This is a genomic window from Wenzhouxiangella sediminis (assembly GCF_003410055.1).
GTDB classification, from domain to species: domain Bacteria; phylum Pseudomonadota; class Gammaproteobacteria; order Xanthomonadales; family Wenzhouxiangellaceae; genus Wenzhouxiangella; species Wenzhouxiangella sediminis.
Map to the genome: position 1 here is coordinate 117494 of NZ_QUZK01000022.1, position 17932 is coordinate 135425.

Below are 17932 nucleotides of genomic sequence, written 5' to 3' on the forward strand. Positions count from 1 at the left end.
TCAGCTACCCAGGATGACGCCGAGAACGGTTTCGATGGCGTGGTGCGCACCGGCCAGCCAGGCGGCCGGGACCAGGACAGCGAGTCCCAGCGCGACCGTGCTCCAGTCGCGCGAGACGGCGCTCGGTTCGCCAGCGGCCAGCAGCCGCTCGACGCGGCGCGCGATATCGGCACCGCCGGCCGCCAGGCCGACCGTGGCCGGAAACTGTTGCCGCCGGACCACCTTGAGCAGCGCCTGCGCCGTGTCCGCGCCGCCGAAGCGCCGCGCGACGCGATCGTCGGCGCGCTCCTCGATTGCCTGGCGCCAATGGGCGCGCAGACGCGCCGCGCTGGCCGGCAAATGAAAGGTCAGCAGGCACTCGAACAACGAGGACTTGATCAGGTCCCGTCCGCGCAGGTGCGCGGCTTCGTGGGCGATCACGATGCGCCGCTCACGGGCGTCGAGGCAATCGAACAGCCCGCGCGAAACCAGCACCACGGGGCGGAGCGGCCGGGCCACCATCGCCAGCGGACGCTCATCGTCGATCTTGCGGACCAGGCCGTTGGACGGCACCAGGCGCAGCAGCGCCGCGAGCCGCCCGCGGCGTGCCAGCGCGGCCCATGCATGCCGGACAACGACCGTAGTCACGGCCGCGAGCACCATCAGCAGCGCGGCGCCGGCCAGCGGTTCGATCTGGATCGCCGGGAAATGCTCGAAGCACAGATGCGGATGCCCGTCGCCATGGATGCGGCAGTGATCGTCGATCCAGCCGACGCGTTTGCTCAGCGCCACGCCAGCGAGGGCAGCCGCCCAACTCGCCGGCAGCAACCAGGGCAGCAGCGCGAGGAGGGTGAACCGATGCAGCCGGCGCTTCGGTGGTAACGCTTCGAACGAATAGCGACTCAGCCACTGCGCCGCACCCGCGGCCAGGGCCCAGGCAAGCGCGCACAGCGCCACGAACATGGCGAGCAGCCCGATCACCGGTCTTCCTCGCGGCGCCGCCGCTCCAGCGCGGCCTCGAGTCGTTCGAGCGTGGCCTCGTCCATGCCGTCGGCCGACTCGACGAAGGCGGCGATCGAAGCGGCCGGGTCACCGCCGAAGCGACCCAGCATGTCCTGCATGTAGGCGGCCACCAGCTCCTCGCGCCGGACCTTCGGCGAGTAGCGAAACGCATGGCCGCGCTTGAAGCGCTCGACAAGCTGCTTTCGGTGCAGGCGCTCGAGGGTCGACTGCACGGTATTGAGCGAGATGCCGCGCTGCGCCCCCATCAGCTCGTGCAGTCCCTTGGCCGTCCACTCGGGCTCGGACCACAGACGCTCCATGACCGCGACCTCGAGGTCGCCGAGCACGGGCATGGAAGTCCGGGGGACGCTGTCCTTGGTCACGGATCGAGGCCTGCTCTTGAAAGGAGCCATGGAGTCTACGCAGGCAAAAACCGACCGTCAATCGGTTTTTGCGCGGTCACGCCAACCAGCCAACCAGCCAACCAGCCAACCAGCCAACCAGCCAACGAACAAACGAACCAACGAACCAACGAACCAACGAACCAACAGGCTACAATGAAGCGCTTTGACCGACTGGAGCGTGCATGCCCCGCCTGGACAGCCACGTCAATCGCAAGGACGCCGATTTCGTCGCCCGCGACGAACATCACCGGCAACTGGCCGCCGACCTGCGCGAGAAGCTCGAGAAGACCGCCCTCGGCGGCTCCGAGAAGGCGCGCGAGAAGCACACCGGCCGCGGCAAGCTGCTGCCCCGCGAGCGCGTGCGCACCCTGCTTGATCCGGGCAGCCCCTTTCTCGAAGTCGCGCCGCTGGCGGCCAACGGCATGTACGACGACGCCGCGCCGGGTGCCGGAGCGATCGCCGGCATCGGGCGGGTCAACGGCGTCGAGTGCATGGTCGTGGCCAACGACGCCACGGTGAAGGGCGGCACCTACTACCCGATCACGGTCAAGAAACACCTGCGCGCCCAGGAAATCGCGCTGGAGAACAACCTGCCCTGCATCTACCTGGTCGATTCCGGCGGCGCCTTCCTGCCCCTGCAGGACGAAGTCTTCCCCGACCGCGACCATTTCGGGCGCATCTTCTACAACCAGGCCCGGCTGTCGGCCAAGAACATCCCGCAGATCGCCGTGGTCATGGGTTCCTGCACCGCCGGCGGCGCCTACGTACCGGCGATGTGCGACGAGGCGATCATCGTGCGTGAACAGGGCACGATCTTCCTCGGCGGCCCGCCGCTGGTGAAGGCCGCCACCGGCGAGGAAGTCGACGCCGAAACCCTCGGCGGCGCAGACGTGCACACCCGCCTGTCGGGCGTGGCCGACCATTTCGCCGAGAACGATACGCACGCCCTGGCAATCGCGCGCGACCTGGTCGGCAATCTCAACCGCCCTGCCCCGGCCTTCACGCCGAACGAGACGCCCGCCGAGCCCGCCTACCCGGCCGAGGACATCTACGGCATCCTGCCCGACGACACGCGCTACCCCTTCGAGGTGCGCGAGATCATCGCGCGCATCGTCGACGGCTCGGAATTCGAGGAGTTCAAGGCGCGCTTCGGCACCACGCTGGTGTGCGGCTTCGCGCGGATTCACGGCTACACCGTGGGCATCGTCGCCAACAACGGCATCCTGTTTTCGGAGTCCGCCCAGAAAGGGGCGCACTTCATCCAGCTGTGCAACCAGCGCAACATTCCGCTGGTGTTCCTGCAGAACATCACCGGCTTCATGGTCGGCAAGAAGTACGAGCAGTCAGGCATCGCCCGCGACGGCGCCAAGATGGTCACCGCCGTGGCCTGTTCGCACGTGCCGAAGTTCACCGTGGTCATCGGCGGCTCCTTCGGTGCGGGCAACTACGCCATGTGCGGCCGCGCCTACCAGCCGCGTTTTTTGTGGATGTGGCCCAACGCGCGAATCTCGGTGATGGGCGGCGAACAGGCCGCCAGCGTGCTGGCCACCGTCAAGCGCGACGCGATCGAGGGCCGCGGCGAGGAATGGCCGGAAGCCGAGGAAGAAAAGTTCAAGGCGCCGATCCGCGACCAGTACGAGCATCAGGGCCATCCCTATTACGCGTCGGCGCGGCTGTGGGACGACGGCATCATCGACCCGACCGACACGCGCCGCGTCCTGGGCCTGGCCATCGCGGCCTCGGCCAACGCACCGATCGAGCGGGAGCGCTTTGGCGTATTTCGCATGTAAAAAAATAAAACCTTTTTGTCCACAGATGAACACAGATAAACACAGATAAAAAAACAGACGAACGGAAAAAATGGGAAAGCGGAAGCGATCAACGTCTTGTTCGATCGGTGCCGACGAGCACATTCTTTTCGTTCTTTATCCGTGTTCATCTGTGTTCATCTGTGGACATTCCAGATTTTGACTTTGACTTTGAGAAGCCATGACTGACCTACTCAAACTCGACATCGATAACCGCGGCGTTGCCACGGTGACGCTGAACCGGCCCGAAGTGCACAACGCCTTCAACGCCGAACTGGTGGCCGAGCTGTCGGCGACCTTCGATAAGGTCGCCGCCGAAGGCGCGCGGGCGATGATCCTCACCGGCGAGGGCCACAGTTTCTCCGCCGGCGCGGATCTCAACTGGATGCGCTCGATGGCCGAAGGCTCGGAAGCAGAGAACCGCGACGACGCCAAACGCCTGGCGGCCATGCTGCGCAAGCTCGACCAGCTGCCCTGCCCCACCGTCGCGCGGGTCAACGGCCATGCCTTCGGCGGCGGCGTGGGCCTGATCGCCTGCTGCGACCTGGCCGTAGCGCTGGAGACGGCGAAGTTCGGCCTGACCGAAGTGCGCCTGGGGCTGGCGCCGGCGACCATCGCGCCCTTCGTGATCCCGCGCATCGGCGTCAACAACGCGCGGCACTACATGCTCACCGGCGAGCGCATCGACGCCGAACGCGCCGTGCGCATCGGCCTGGTCAGCGACACCGTGCCGACCGGCCAGCTCGACGGCCACGTCGACGACCTGATCAAGCTCCTGCTGGCCGGCGGCCCGCATGCCCAGGCCCACTGCAAGGAACTCATCCACACCATCGCCAGCGGCCGGCACGACGAGGCCGAAACCGACCGCCGCACCTCCGAGCTGATCGCCGCCCTGCGGGTCTCCCGCGAAGGCCAGGAAGGCCTGAACGCGTTTCTCGAAAAGCGCAAGCCCTCCTGGGTTGCGGGCGATTCCTGAGAAACCTTATTTGTCCACAGATGAACACAGATAAACACAGATTGAAAACAAGAGGCGCGCCCAGAAGACTGACATCGGTCGCTATTGCCCTGGCGGGTCAAGGTAAGCACGAAAACAATTTTTTATCTGTGTTCATCTGTGTTCATCTGTGGACAATTTTTTCTTTTAGAGAGCCATGTTCAAGACTGTCCTGATTGCCAATAGAGGCGAGATCGCCTGCCGCATCATCGCCACCTGCCGCCACCTGGGCGTGGAGACGGTGGCCGTCTATTCCGACGCCGACGCCAATGCGCGGCACGTCCGCCTGGCGGACCGGGCCGTGCATATCGGCGCCGCGCCGGCGCGCGAGTCCTACCTGGACATCGAACGCATCATCGCTGCGGCGAAGCAAACGGATGCGCAGGCCATCCATCCCGGCTACGGATTCCTGGCCGAGAACGCCGATTTCGCGCGCGCCTTGCGCGACGCCGGCCTGACCCTGATCGGCCCCTCGCCCGAGACCATGGACCTGATGGGCTCCAAGGCGGCGGCCAAGGCGAAAATGGAAGCCGCCGACGTGCCGCTGATTCCCGGCTACCACGGCGACGACCAGGCCGACGACACGCTCATGTCCGAAGCCGAGCGCGTCGGCTTCCCGCTGATGCTCAAGGCCGCGGCCGGCGGCGGCGGCAAGGGCATGCGCGTGGTTCACTCGAAGGATGATTTCGCCGAGGCGCTCAAGGCCGCCCGACGCGAAGCCTCCGGCGCCTTCGGCGACGACCGCATGATCCTCGAGCGCTACCTGCCCACGCCAAGGCATATCGAGGCGCAGGTCTTCGCCGACACCCACGGCAACACCGTGCACCTGTTCGAACGCGACTGCTCCAGTCAGCGGCGCCACCAGAAGATCATCGAGGAAGCGCCGGCGGCCCATCTCGACGAGGACGTGCGCCAGCGCCTGCTCGCGGCCGCCGTGCGCGCGGCCGAGGCGGTCGACTACGTCGGCGCCGGCACCGTGGAGTTCCTGGTCGACGGCGATGAATTCTTCTTCCTGGAGATGAACACCCGCCTGCAGGTCGAGCACCCGGTCACCGAATCGATCACCGGGCTCGACCTGGTCGAATGGCAACTGCGCGTCGCCTCCGGCGAAAAGCTGCCGCTTTCCCAGGACGAGATCCGCCTGGACGGTCACGCCATGGAGGCGCGCATCTACGCCGAAGACCCCGACCAGGGCTTCGTGCCCTCGACCGGTCGCATCGACGCGCTGGTGCTGCCCGAGTCGGGCTGGGTCCGAATCGATTCGGGCGTGGACGCCGGCGACGAAGTGAGCATGCACTACGACCCGATGATCGCCAAGCTCGTCGTCCACGACAGCACGCGAGAAGCCTGCCTGGCGCGCCTCAACCAGGCGCTGGCGGCCAGCTTCGTGGCCGGCCCGACCACCAACCTGGGATTCCTGCAGGCCCTGGCCGGCTCGGAGGTCTTCTCGGATGCGGCCATCGACACGGGGCTGCTCGACCGCGACCTGCCGTCGATCCTGGATGCCGGCGAAGTACCGGTCGAAGTGCTCGCGGCGGCCGCCGGTCGCTGGTTGCTGGCCCAGGAGACCGAGGCCACGGGCCGCACACCCTGGGACAGCTGCGACAGCTGGCGCCTGGGCGAACCGGCCACGCGCACGCTCGATATCGAATCGGCCGGCCGGCGCGTCACCGTCGAAGCGACCGGCTTCGGCGGCGACTACACGCTCCGGATGGAAGACGACGCCCACCCCGTTCGGATGAAACAACTGGCCGAAAGCGAGTTCAGCCTGACGCTCGACGGCCAGGGTCGCCGGCTCCAGGTCCACCTGGCGGGCGAGCACGCGCTGGAAGTCTGCCTCGACAACCGGCGCTGGCCGGTGAGCCGTCATGCCCGGTTCGAGGCCGCCGTCGAGGGCGGGGCCGGGGATGGCCGACTACTGGCCCCGATGCCGGGCAAGATCCTCGAAATCCGCGCCGAAGCCGGTCAGTCGGTCTCCGAGGGCGAGACGCTGCTGATCATGGAGGCGATGAAGATGGAGCTGGCCATCAAGGCGCCCATGGACGGCGAGGTGTCGGAGATTGCCGTAAGCGCCGAGGATGTGGTGGAAGCCGACACGCTCCTGCTCGCGATGGAGCCGGCCACAGATTAGGGCAATGTCAAGATGGTCGGAGTCCGGCGGTTCGCGGATAATCGCTCGCTTCACTTCGCAGCATCCTTGAACGATTGCCCATGACCGACGCCACCAATTCGCGCATCGCGCACCGCATCGCCGAGGAAATCGGCGCCCGTGCCAACCAGGTCTCCGCCGCCGTCGCCCTGCTCGACGAGGGCGCGACCGTTCCCTTCGTGGCGCGCTATCGGAAGGAAGTCACCGGCGGGCTCGACGACACCCAGCTCAGGAACCTCGAAACCCGCCTGGCCTATCTGCGCGAACTCGAGGATCGGCGCGCCACGGTGCTGGCCACGATCGACGAACAGGGCAAGCTCAGCGACGACCTGAAGGCCGCCATCGAGAACGCCGACACCAAGGCCCGCCTGGAAGACCTCTACCTGCCCTACAAGCCCAAGCGACGCACCCGCGCCCAGATCGCTCGCGAGGCCGGCCTGGAGCCGCTGCTCGACGAGCTGCTGAGCGATCCGGCGCAGGATCCGAAGTCGACTGCCGCCGGTTACCTGAACCCCGAACACAAGATCGACGACGCCGACGCGGCCCTCGACGGCGCCCGCCAGATCCTGATCGAGCGTGCCGGCGAACACGCCGACCTGCTCGGCGAGCTGCGCGAGTGGTACGCCGGCTGCGCCCGACTGGTCTCGCGCGTGATCGAAGGCAAGGAGAACGAGGGCGCCAAGTACCGGGACTACTTCGAGTACGCCGAGCCGCTGAACAAGGCGCCGTCGCACCGGATCCTGGCCATGCTCCGGGGGCGCAACGAAGGCATCCTCAACATGGAGCTGGAACCGGGCGACGATCCCGAAGTGGGCCACGACCATGCCATCGCCCGTGTCGCGGGCCACCTGGGAATCGAGGATCGGGGCAGGCCGGCCGACGGCTGGCTGACGACCGGTGCGCGCCTGGCCTGGAAGGCCCGCGTGCAGATGAACCTGCAGGTCGAGCTGATGGTTTCCGCCCGCGAACGCGCGGAGGCCGAGGCCATCCGCATCTTCGGCAGCAACCTCGGCGACCTGCTGCTGGCCGCCCCGGCCGGCGCACGCACCGTCATGGGCCTGGATCCGGGCCTGCGCACCGGCACCAAGGCAGTCGTCATCGACCCCACCGGCAAGCTGCTCGACACCGCCACGATCTATCCGCTGCCGCCGCAGAAACGACTCGAGGACGCCCTCGATACCCTGGGCGCGCTGTGCCGCAAGCACGAGGTCGAGCTGATCGCGATCGGCAACGGCACCGCCTCGCGCGAGATCGACCAGTTCGTGACCCACGCGCTCAAGCAGCTCGGCCTGCGCGGCATCCAGAAGCTGGTGGTCTCGGAGGCCGGCGCCTCGGTGTACTCGGCCTCGGAGCTGGCGGCGAAGGAGTTTCCGAACCTCGATGTCAGCCTGCGCGGCGCGGTCTCGATCGCGCGGCGCCTGCAGGACCCGCTGGCCGAACTGGTCAAGATCGAACCCAAGGCGATTGGCGTGGGGCAGTACCAGCATGACGTCGACCAGTACAAGCTCGCCCGGGCCCTCGACGCGCGTGTCGAGGACTGCGTCAACGCCGTCGGCGTGCACGTCAACACCGCCTCCAGCGCGCTGCTCGCGCGGGTCGCCGGGCTCAATTCAACGGTCGCCGAAAACATCGTCACCCACCGCGATGAAAACGGCCCCTTCCGTCGACGCAAGGATCTACTCAAGGTGCCGCGTCTGGGTGCGAAGGGCTTCGAGCAGGCCGCCGGATTCCTGCGCATCGCCGACGGCGAGGATCCACTCGACGCCTCGGCCGTCCACCCCGAGGCCTACCCGGTGGTCAAGCGAATCCTGGAGAAACTCTCCAGGCCGGTAACCGAAGTCGTCGGCGACACGAAGGCCCTGCGCGCACTCGACGCCCGGGAATTCACCGACGAGCGCTTCGGCCTGCCCACGGTCAGGGACATCCTCAAGGAACTGGAAAAGCCGGGCCGCGATCCGCGCCCGGAGTTCAGGACTGCGAAATTCGCCGAGGGCGTGGAAACCATCAAGGACCTGCGCCCCGGAATGATTCTCGAAGGCACGGTCAGCAACGTGGCCGCCTTCGGCGCTTTCGTCGACCTGGGCGTGCACCAGGACGGGCTGGTTCACATCAGCGCGATGAGCGACAAGTTCATCAAGGATCCACGCACCGTGGTCAAGGCCGGCGACGTGGTGAAGGTCAAGGTCATGGACGTCGATCTAGACCGCAAGCGAATCGCTCTGAGCCTGCGCCTGGACGATCCCCTGCCCGACGAGGCCGATGCGCCGGCGAAGAAGGAGAAAGGCGGGGCGAAAAAGCCGAAGGCCAGCCGAAACGGCGGGAAAGGCAAGAAAGCCGACAGGAAGCAGGGCGGTGCGCTGGCCGAGGCGTTCGCCCGGGCAAAGCGCTGATCCCACATCAAGAAATCATCCGGGACAAGCGGCGTGAGTCGCCGGACGGGAGACGACGATGGGCTGCAGGAGGATCTCCCCGCCCCCCCTGAGCCCTCGCCGAGCGGTGCGTCCCTGTCACTGCCAACAACAGCCCCATGACGAGACGAAGGCAGGCTAGCAAGCGACGATCGCGGCCGCATCCCCCAAATGGGTTATGGCCGGGCGAAAGCGCAGCGCGCTGTCAGGCTCGGAACAATGCTGCAGGCAACAGCGCCCGGAGCACATCCGCCACCATGTCCGGCTGTCGGCGCCAACCGTTCTTGCCCATGGCGGTTTTCAGCTGCGAGCGCGCCGTCTCGTAGGCGATGGCCTGGCGCTCGGAAAACCGCCTGAGCGGCTCACCGTCCACGATGGCATTCACCACCTCGGCCTCGGCCGGCGTCAGATGAAAACGCATCATCAGGCCTTGTCTCAAGTCGGGATGATTCCGGGCCGGATCGGTCACGACAAGAGCGGCGAACTTCGAGTCGAGGCGAAACAGGGTCGATACAACCTGGTTGCCGAGCGGGCCGGCCGAAAGGCGCAACAGGCGAGGCTCGCCCTCGAGCACGGTCAGGAGCTGCTTGCCGAAGGCCTGATCGTCGTCCAGATGCCGCATGTGCAGGCGCCCCACCCGGCTGATCCAGGCCCCACCGGCCGCCAGCAGGCCTTCCGCCAGCCGGTTGGCGAAGCGAATGCGTCGCTTCGCATCGATCACGACTACGGCGTGATCGAAACGATCCCAAAGCGAGCTGACGACGTCGAGCGAGTCCTGGAGCCGGGTGCGGTGCTGGTAGCCCTGCCAGGCCTGGAGAAGATGGGGCGCGATGGATCGAATGCGCTCGAGTTCGCGCTCGGAGTGATCCTTGGCGTCGAGTGCGCGCATGAAGGTGAATTCGGCAATGTGCCGATCGCTGACCTCGAGCCCCACGCCGGTGCCCCAGCGAATCCCCATGGGCTTGTAAACGTGGTTGTATACCCCGCTGCGCAGCAGTTCCTTTTGCGAAATGAAATCACTCGTCCTCAGAACCTTGCCAGGACGATAGTGCCGCGCACCGGCCTCGATCTGGAAATTGCCGCGACCGAACTCCCGGTTGTAGTCCTCGATGGACGGATCAGGCACCACGTTGGCGGCCAGAACCCGGCCAACGTGGGCATCCAGATCGTAGGTGTCCAGCGTCACCACGCGACTGTCGGCGAACCCGGCCAGCGCATCGAGCGCATCCGGCCAGGCGGCCGTTCCCATCGCGGCGCCGTAGAGCACCTGGAGAACTTCATCCCGGGTTGCTGCCATTCAACCCGCTCCCGGTGGAACCTGCTCCGCATTGTTTCACAGCCCGGCAGACGCAACAAATCGCGCACGGGTCCGCTCATGGAGCGCTCGCAATGGCAGTCCGGGCCTCCTGCCGGTTCAGCCGGCCCAGAACCCGCACGGCCTTGCGCGGTCACAAGGAATAGAGTCTTAATGGAGTTCGGCTATGCGATGGTTCATCAGCGCACTCGTCGTGCTGGCCCTTGTGGGCGGCCTGTGGTGGGTCGAACAGCGGCAGCAGGCCGAGCTCACGCCCGATCCCGCAACAGACCTCCCCTCCGAGCCAGAAGATCCCCAGCCACGTTATCCCCTGCCGAAGCCCGAACTGCACCCCGCTCCGGCAATCGAGGATCAAGTCGCTGACGACACAGAGGGCCGGACCGAAGAGCCGATCGAGCCGGAATCCGAGCCGCGGCCGCCGCTACCGGAACTGGCCGACAGCGACGAATCTGCCACAGGCGCCTTGTCCGACTCGCTGGGAAACGACTTCGTCGATAAGTGGATCAAGCCGGAGTTCGTCATCTCGCGCACGGTCGCCGTCGTCAACAATCTCGACGGTTCCGCACCCGCCCTGAAGACATGGCCGCTGCGCCCGCTCGGCTCCGAACCGATAACCCAGCAGCGCGGCAACGGAGACACGCTGCTCTGGACGGCCGCCAACGCCGAACGCTACACGGAACTGGTCGATGCCCTGGACGCCCTTCCCCCCGAACAGGCAGCCGATCTCTACGCACGCTACTACCCACTGTTCCAGCAAGCATGGGAGGAACTCGGCGAGAACGAGCCGTACTTCAACGACCGCCTGATCGACGTGATCGACCACTTGCTGGCCACACCCGAAGTGGCGCTACCCTTCGAAGTCGTGCCTTACGAGAGCCGGTTGCACTTCGCCGACGAGGCACTGCAGAAAGAAACCTGGGGCCGCAAACTTCTGATGCGCATGGGCGCGGCACAAGCCGGGATGGCAAAGGAGTGGCTGCGCAATTTCCGCAACGCGGTCGTGGAAGCGACCGATCCGCCGGCACCCTGAGTGCAGCAGATCCACCACAGCCGGCCGGTCTCGACCGTGCATTCACGCGCTCGGGCATAAATAATACCGAATGCGTTCCATCATCCGCATTGCCGTCCTCGCCGCCGCCGTCGTCCTGATGACGACCGGCTGCGGCGTCAAGACAGCCTACAACAACGCCGACTGGCTACTCATGCGTTCGATCAACGAGCGCGTCAGCCTGTCCGACGAGCAGGAACGGGAGGTGAACGCGCTGCTCGAGGAAAGCCTGGCCTGGCACTGCGCCAGCGAGCTGCCCGACTATGCCGCCTTCCTGCGACAGGTCGACGAAGACATGGTCGCCGGGCGCTTCAGCCGACCGACCCTTGAAGGCTACGGACAGACAGTCTCGGATTTCGGCCGGCGCCTGCTGGCAAAGCTCCGGCCGGCCGTCGTCGATCTGCTGGCCGGCCTGAGCGACGAGCAGGTCGACGAATTGGCGGCGAGCTTCGAGGAGCGCAACAACGAATTGATCGAGGAGGCCGAGTCGTATTTCGACGAGTCATCGATCACCGAGCGAGCCGAAGGCTTCGAGAAGGGCATGCGACGCCTTTCCGGACGCCTGACCGATGAACAGCGTGAGCGACTGATGACATGGTCGCGCGCACTCCAGCCCAGCGCGGCGCTGACGCTCCAGCGCCGGCTGCGCTGGCAAGCCGAGTTCCGGCGGGTGATGGCGATCCGCGCGGACCGCGATCGATTCGATCGCGCAATGACCGAACTGCTGCAACCGGACCTGTTCATGTCCGACGCGCTGGCCCAGCGCCGCGAACACAACCGGATCCTCACGCTCGAGGCCGCAGTCGACATCCACCGTCTCGCTCCCGAGGAACAGGTCGAAGCGCTGCGCGAGAACCTCGCCGGCCTGTCGGAAGACCTCGAACAGTTGAGTTGCTCGGGCTAGTCTCCCCGGTCCACCGCCACAAGTCGGGTTGCGACACAATCCCCTTGCGACCCGCTCGGTACGAGCGTGCGAGGCTGGGCTATTCTGTGTCACCGGTCGACTCCCGCCCCGGACAGCGGGAACTCGCCCCCGACTCATCCCACCGGGAGGATATCTGATCGATGGCCGTTGAGAACACGATGCCCCGAAGCATACCGTCCATTGTCGCCATGCTCCTGGGCGTCGCCGCGCTTTTCCTGTGCTCCTGGGCCCAGGCGGGCACCGAACGGTTCCGGATATACATCGACGAAGACGGCGTTTACCGCCTGCCGTTCGAGCTGCTACAGGCGACGGGACTCCAGGGCCCGGTCGCGCGATCATCGCTGCGACTCGCGAACAGGGGACAGGCCGTCGATCTCTGGTTCGGCGACGACCCGAACGAGCGGTTCGGCCCCGGCGACAGCCTGCATTTCGTCGCATCCCGCATCCGGAACGACGCCGGCCACCGTCACGATTATTCGTCGCACAACGTTTACGTGCTGGACACCGCTGCCCTCCCCGCGCAAGATCCGCACGACGCTTCGAACCCGATGTCTGCATCGACGAACAACCGCAAGACTTTGCGACCCGTGTCGCAACTGCACTTCGAAGAGGATCTCCTGAGGGTGCCGGTTTCCGGTCGCACCGACTTCTACCCCGAAGGCTCGCTCTGGTACTGGAAGCAGATCAACCACCTGGTCGCCACGCCCACGCAGGTGCCGATCGACCTCTCGCACTTCCGCCCTGACGGCGATTCGACGCTGACGCTCGGACTCCGATTCCTCGGCGGCTCGGACAGCGCCCGTTACGTCGATACGGTCGAAACGGATCACGCCATCGAGATCGGCTTGAACGGCCGACCGCTTGGCACCGCGCGCTGGAACGGCCGCACCGTGCATGAAATCACGTTCGACGATCTGCCCGGCGACATCGTTGAACCCGAGGGCAATGTAGTCGAACTCAAGATCCCGGCCAGGATTCCCGAGGGCGGCCGCGATCCGGTCGTGGACGTGATCTATCTCGACTGGATAAAGGCCCGGTTCCCGCGCGACGACCGCATCGGTTCGAAACAGGCCCTCATCCGCCTGCCCGCCTTCGATGGTTCTGTACGAATGAGCTTCCGCGCGTCCGAAGGGGAGGCCATTGAGCAGCTGGACGCCTATACCGATGACGGCCATCACCTGCAGCTGCAGCCCGGACCGGCCGAAACATCGGGACAAGTGCTTCGCTTTTCCCTGGATGTCGCTCAGCCAGTGGACTCGCTCTGGCTTGTCCCGAACGGAAACTACCGGGCGGTTGACCGCGTCGAGCGCGATCGGACCTCTTCGCTGCGGCAAGATGTCGGCCAGCGTGACTATTTCATCATCGCCCATGCTTCACTGCTCGACCCAGTCGCCCCGTTGGCCCGGTTCCATTCCTCCAGGGGCATGCGCACCGAGCTGATCGACGTCCAGGACATCTATGACGAGTTCAACCACGGCATCGCGCATCCGAAGGCCATTCGCGAATTTCTTGCGCACGCGCGCGAGCACCGGGACGGCCCGCCGGCCAGCCACGTCCTGCTGGTCGGGGACGCCAACTGGTTCATCGGGCCTTCCGCCGCAGAGGCCCTCGCCAGCGGGCAATTCGACACGGCCAACCTGATGCCGACCTGGCAGTTGCGCTCCAGAGACGGCCCGGCGGCCAGCGATCATCCCTACGTGATGCTCGAGGGCGAGGACCTGGTGCCCGATATGGCCATCGGGCGTTTTCCAGCCCGCAACGCCGCCGAGGCTCGCGCCATGGTGGACAAGACGATTCGCTACATGACCTCGGCACCGCCCGGAGAATGGCGATCACGCGTTCTGCTGGTCAGCGACGACGCCCGCAACCTGTCGGCCCGAAACACCCGGCTCAGGACCGAGGCCGAGTCGGCGGGTTTCCATGCAACCGAACTGCTGCCGGGCGACAAAACAAATCCCCTCGCTCATCAGGCCGCTTTGCGCTCCGCCATCGACCGGGGAGCGCTGCTCCTGCATTTCTTCGGGCATGGCGGTCGCTACATGTGGCAAACCACCGGGTCGGCCGGAGGCGGCTCGGGGAACCTCTTCGATATGAGCGATCTCGACGAGCTGCAGCCGAGTGGGCGACTGCCCATCGTCCTGAGCATGTCCTGCAACACGGGCCCATTCGACCACCCCTCGGCCGATTCACTGGCCGAAAAGTTCATGCGCATGGGCGATCGGGGCGCGGCCGCCGTACTGGCTGCCTCGGCGCGAAACAGCCCCTCCCTCAAGTTCACCAAGGCGATCATGACGGGCATCCTCGCCGGCGAAACGCTGGGCGATGCGATCCGCGCGGCCAAGAGCGGGCGACTGCATCAAGACAGCTACCTGCTCTACAACCTGTTCGGGGATCCCGCCCTCGTCCCAGCCCGGCCGATGATCGAGAGTCACTAGCTCACTTTGCAGCTGCGACACCAATCAGGCCGAACGTGACTCGAGAATCCCGGTCCTTCGCGCAGGCTGGACACGGAACCCAAAAAAAAGGCCGCCGAAATCCGGCGGCCTTTGGATGACTTGCGAGTCGCCTTAGCTGAACCGGCGCATCAGACCGGCCACGCCGAGGACGCCCATCATCATGATCATCAGCAGGATGGACCATGCGTCTAGGGTCGGGACCGGCAGGATCGGGATCAGCCCGGTGACGGCCGTAGCGCTGTCGTTGCCGCCCGCCGGATCGGTCATCGCAGCGGAGCTGATCGTCGCCGTGTTGGTGACCGTACCGGTGGCCGACGGATCGATATCGCAGGTCGCAACATACGTGACCGACGAGCCCGGCGGCATGTCGAGGATATCGTTCAGCGTACCGCTGGCGTTGCTGTGCCCGGTGGCACCGCCGCTGGCTGTCGAAGTCCAGCTGCAGTTCTGCAGCGGGGCCGGGAACAGATCGGATACCGTCACGTCGCTCGGCCAGGAAGGGCCGTTGTTGGTCGCCACAATGGTGTAGACCATCGGCTCGCCTACCAAGTGATCGGTTCCACCGGCGGTCTTGGTGATCTGCAGGTCGGCGCTCGGCTCCAGGGTGTTGGAGTCGGTGGCCGAATTGTCCGCCGTATTGGGATCGAGCCAACCGGTAGCGGGCACGCTGGCGCTCGCGGTGTTATCAAGCGTGCCGGTGGCCGCAGGATCGATATCGCAAGTCGCCGTGTACGTCGCCGTTCCGCCGTTGAGCAGGTTGACCGAATCGCTGATGTTGCCGGCCACAGGGCCCGCTGTGCAGGTCGAACCCGCCGATGCCGTGCAGGTCCAGGAGCAGGCGGACAATGCAGCGGGGAAGGAATCCTGCACCGTCGCAGCGGTGACGTCGTCGGGACCGTTGTTGGTCACCACGATCGTGTAGGTCACCGACGTACCCGGGGTGGACGCGGCTGCCCCGTCGGTCTTGGTAACTGCAAGGTCGGACTGAAGACTGCCGGCATTGGCGAAAGAGGCAACCAGGACAGCGGTGCACAGGGCAAGTGCATTGAGGGCTTTCATTATTATTCCTCCCTTCAGCGCGGGATTCCGTGCTGGATCCGTTTACTGTTATGGTTTCATCCGCAGGCCCGGTCGCTCTCGGTCAGCCGGAATGTCCCTTCGATATCCGATGACCGAGTCCTGATCGAACCCGTGGCAAATTGGTTGTAAGTCCGAGTATAGGGCGCCCCGGGGCGGAAGTACAGGTCGAATGCATTGGGCCTGCAGGGGGCAACGGGGCCGCCCGCTCAGTCACCTGCCAGCAGCTGGGCGGCAGCAGTTGCCTCGGAACTGTCCGGAGCAATACGCTGGAGCGCGGCCAGTGCTGCTTCGGCCCCGACACGATCGTGCCTTGCGTGGTGAACCGCAACCAGCGCGAAGTGTGCTTTCAGATAACGCGGCGCCAGTTCTCGAGCACGCTCGAAATATTCTTCGGCCTCCATCAGCCGGCCACTTTCAAACAGGAAAGCGCCGTAGTTGTAGCTGCCCTTGGCATAGTACGGTCCGTCGCGCAGTGCACGAACAAATGCCGCGTCGGCCTTTTCGAACTCGCCCAGCCTCGCCCAGTGCACCGCCTTGTCGACGCGCGCCGGCACGAATTCCGGGTCGAAATCCAATGCGCGTTCGAGCGCCTTCAACGCTTCGCCGTCCTGGCCGACGACCTTGAAAAGGTCGGCCAGCAACCACGACGCACGGGCGCTTTCACGCCGATCCGAAAATTCTCGGAGAAATGCGATCGCGGCTTCACGATCGCCCTGCTGAAATCGTTCAACCGCAAGCGTGAGCACCAGAGACTCCGATCCGACATTGCCCGAGCGCGTGTCGGTCACCATCTCCCAGGCTTCGTCTATCCGGCCCGTTCCCGCCAGGGCCGCCGCATGCAGTTCCCGGTACAGGGGACTTTCGGAGCCCCCCTCGATGAGCGCCTCGGTGTAATTCAGCGCCTCGGCCGGGCGGCCCTGGAAGAGCAGATGCTTCGCCGCGCTCATCCGATTGATGTCGGAGACACGCTCGTGGGGTGGAACACCGTCGTCCTGGAGTTCTTCTCGCACTTCCAGGCCGCCCTCACCGCTGCCGTGAAGGTAGCCCAGGGACTGGAGCCGTTGAACCAGCTCGGGGTCCAGGGCCTGAGTCTGGGTCGGCTCACTGGCCGCGTGTTCGCGAATGAAAGTTGCCAGATTGCCGCGCATCTCGCGCGCTTGCTCGGAGCGGTCCGCCACCAGGTTCTCGAGCTCATGCGGATCGACGCTCAGGTCATAGAGCTCGGGGCGCGGCCCGTGGATGTATTTCATGTCGCCTTCGTAGAGCACCCGGAGTTCGCCCCAACCGTGCGTCAATCGGGGAGACAGATTCTCGGCATAGTAACGAGGCTCGTAGGCCACCTCGGGCTTGTCCTCTTCAACGACATCTCGCCACAGCGAAGCAAGCGATTGCCCATGAAGCTCCGCGGGCACATCCAGGCCGAGCACGTCGAGAACGGTCGGAACGATATCGACGGTTCCGACACGCTCGTCGATCACACGGCTCACGCGCCCGGTGGCGTCGCCCGGGGGCCGCACGATCAGGGGAACGTGGAGCGTTGAATCGTAGGCCAGAACGGCATGCGTGATCTCGTTGTGTTCCCCGAGACCCTCGCCGTGATCGGCAGTCATCACGATCAGCGTGCGTTCGAGTTCACCCATCTGCCGCAATTGCTCGATCAGATGGCCCAGTCGGGAGTCGGCATAAGCGATCTCGCCGTTGTAGAGATCATCGGCGTAGAGCTGATCATAGGGCGGCGGCGGCTCGAAGGGCTGGTGCGGGTCGAAGTAGTGAACCCATAGGAAGAACGGGGAATCGCCTTGCTGCTGGAGCCAGGGAATCACCGCTTCGTTGACCTGCGCGGCCCGCCGCTCGTCGAAGAACAACTCCTCCTTCGGCACGGCCCGTTCACCCTGATAGTCCTCGAACATGCCGGTGAGGTGGTCGTCGAACAGGTCGAAGCCCTGATCGAATCCGAAGCGGGACACGACGGGGAACGCTCCGACCGCAGCGGCCGTGGCGTAGCCTTCATCCTTCAGAATCTCGGCAAGCGTTCGATTGCGGCCCTCGAGGACGAACAAACCGTTGTCCCTGAAACCGTGAGCCGTGGGATACAGGCCCGTCAGGATGCTCGAATGCGACGGTGCGGTGATCGGTGCGACGCTGACCGCGTTGGCAAATCGGACGCCCTCGGCCGCCAGGCCGTCCAGCGTTGGCGTGTTGATACGGTCATTGCCGTAACAACCGATGCGATCGGCGCGGGTCGTATCGAATGTGACGAGCAGAACGTTCCAGCGTTCAGGCTCCTGCTTGCAGCCGGTGGTCGACACGAGCAACCCCAGCAGGGCCGTCAACGCAAAAAAGCGAATCGAGCCGTGCTGCATG

At 65.5% G+C, this 17932-nt stretch carries 12 protein-coding genes; 7 read left to right on the forward strand and 5 right to left on the reverse strand.

Annotated elements, in window-relative coordinates; translation table 11 throughout:
* Together DZC52_RS05380 and DZC52_RS05385 are read right to left on the reverse strand one after the other, a co-directional pair.
* Entirely contained in the window at positions 1-960 is a 960-nt protein-coding gene (locus DZC52_RS05380) for a M56 family metallopeptidase (RefSeq protein WP_116650096.1), read from the reverse strand.
* A complete protein-coding gene (locus tag DZC52_RS05385) occupies positions 957-1364 on the reverse strand; it encodes a BlaI/MecI/CopY family transcriptional regulator (RefSeq protein ID WP_245960767.1) in 408 nt (135 codons plus the stop codon). Before DZC52_RS05385 ends, DZC52_RS05380 begins: the two co-directional genes overlap by 4 nt.
* Positions 1365-1567: 203 nt before the next feature.
* Here DZC52_RS05385 and DZC52_RS05395 point away from each other — a divergent pair, with 203 nt between their 5' ends.
* The 4 genes from DZC52_RS05395 (at position 1568) to DZC52_RS05410 (ending at position 8726) form a co-directional block, all read left to right on the forward strand.
* Positions 1568-3175 (forward strand): carboxyl transferase domain-containing protein, encoded by a 1608-nt coding sequence (locus DZC52_RS05395; protein WP_116650099.1) that lies wholly within the window; start codon positions 1568-1570, stop codon positions 3173-3175.
* A gap of 199 nt (positions 3176-3374) precedes the next feature.
* The gene (locus DZC52_RS05400; RefSeq protein WP_116650100.1) at positions 3375-4169 is read left to right on the forward strand and encodes an enoyl-CoA hydratase-related protein; all 795 of its coding nucleotides are present in this window, start codon (positions 3375-3377) and stop codon (positions 4167-4169) included.
* 175 nt (positions 4170-4344) lie between these two features.
* Entirely contained in the window at positions 4345-6318 is a 1974-nt protein-coding gene (locus tag DZC52_RS05405) for an acetyl/propionyl/methylcrotonyl-CoA carboxylase subunit alpha (RefSeq protein ID WP_116650101.1), read from the forward strand.
* Between the two features lie 80 nt (positions 6319-6398).
* Entirely contained in the window at positions 6399-8726 is a 2328-nt protein-coding gene (locus tag DZC52_RS05410; RefSeq protein WP_116650102.1) for a Tex family protein, read from the forward strand.
* A gap of 223 nt (positions 8727-8949) precedes the next feature.
* Here DZC52_RS05410 and DZC52_RS05415 read toward each other — a convergent pair whose 3' ends face one another.
* Positions 8950-10041 (reverse strand): helix-turn-helix transcriptional regulator, encoded by a 1092-nt coding sequence (locus tag DZC52_RS05415; RefSeq protein WP_116650103.1) that lies wholly within the window; start codon positions 10039-10041, stop codon positions 8950-8952.
* 184 nt (positions 10042-10225) lie between these two features.
* Here DZC52_RS05415 and DZC52_RS05420 point away from each other — a divergent pair, with 184 nt between their 5' ends.
* The 3 genes from DZC52_RS05420 to DZC52_RS05430 all read left to right on the forward strand — a co-directional run bounded on the left by DZC52_RS05420 (position 10226) and on the right by DZC52_RS05430 (position 14467).
* Positions 10226-11089 (forward strand): DUF3014 domain-containing protein, encoded by an 864-nt coding sequence (locus DZC52_RS05420; protein WP_116650104.1) that lies wholly within the window; start codon positions 10226-10228, stop codon positions 11087-11089.
* 70 nt (positions 11090-11159) lie between these two features.
* Complete coding sequence (locus DZC52_RS05425) at positions 11160-12011, forward strand: DUF6279 family lipoprotein (RefSeq protein ID WP_116650105.1); 852 nt, start codon at positions 11160-11162, stop codon at positions 12009-12011.
* 179 nt (positions 12012-12190) lie between these two features.
* The gene (locus tag DZC52_RS05430; protein ID WP_181918795.1) at positions 12191-14467 is read left to right on the forward strand and encodes a C25 family cysteine peptidase; all 2277 of its coding nucleotides are present in this window, start codon (positions 12191-12193) and stop codon (positions 14465-14467) included.
* A 132-nt stretch (positions 14468-14599) separates the two neighbouring features.
* Here the strand turns inward: DZC52_RS05430 and DZC52_RS05435 are convergent, their stop codons facing one another.
* Positions 14600-15547, reverse strand: coding sequence for a DUF11 domain-containing protein (locus DZC52_RS05435; RefSeq protein WP_116650107.1), 948 nt, complete (start codon positions 15545-15547; stop codon positions 14600-14602).
* A 227-nt stretch (positions 15548-15774) separates the two neighbouring features.
* Positions 15775-17931 (reverse strand): sulfatase family protein, encoded by a 2157-nt coding sequence (locus DZC52_RS05440; RefSeq protein ID WP_116650108.1) that lies wholly within the window; start codon positions 17929-17931, stop codon positions 15775-15777.
* Between the last annotated feature and the right edge of the window lies 1 nt (position 17932).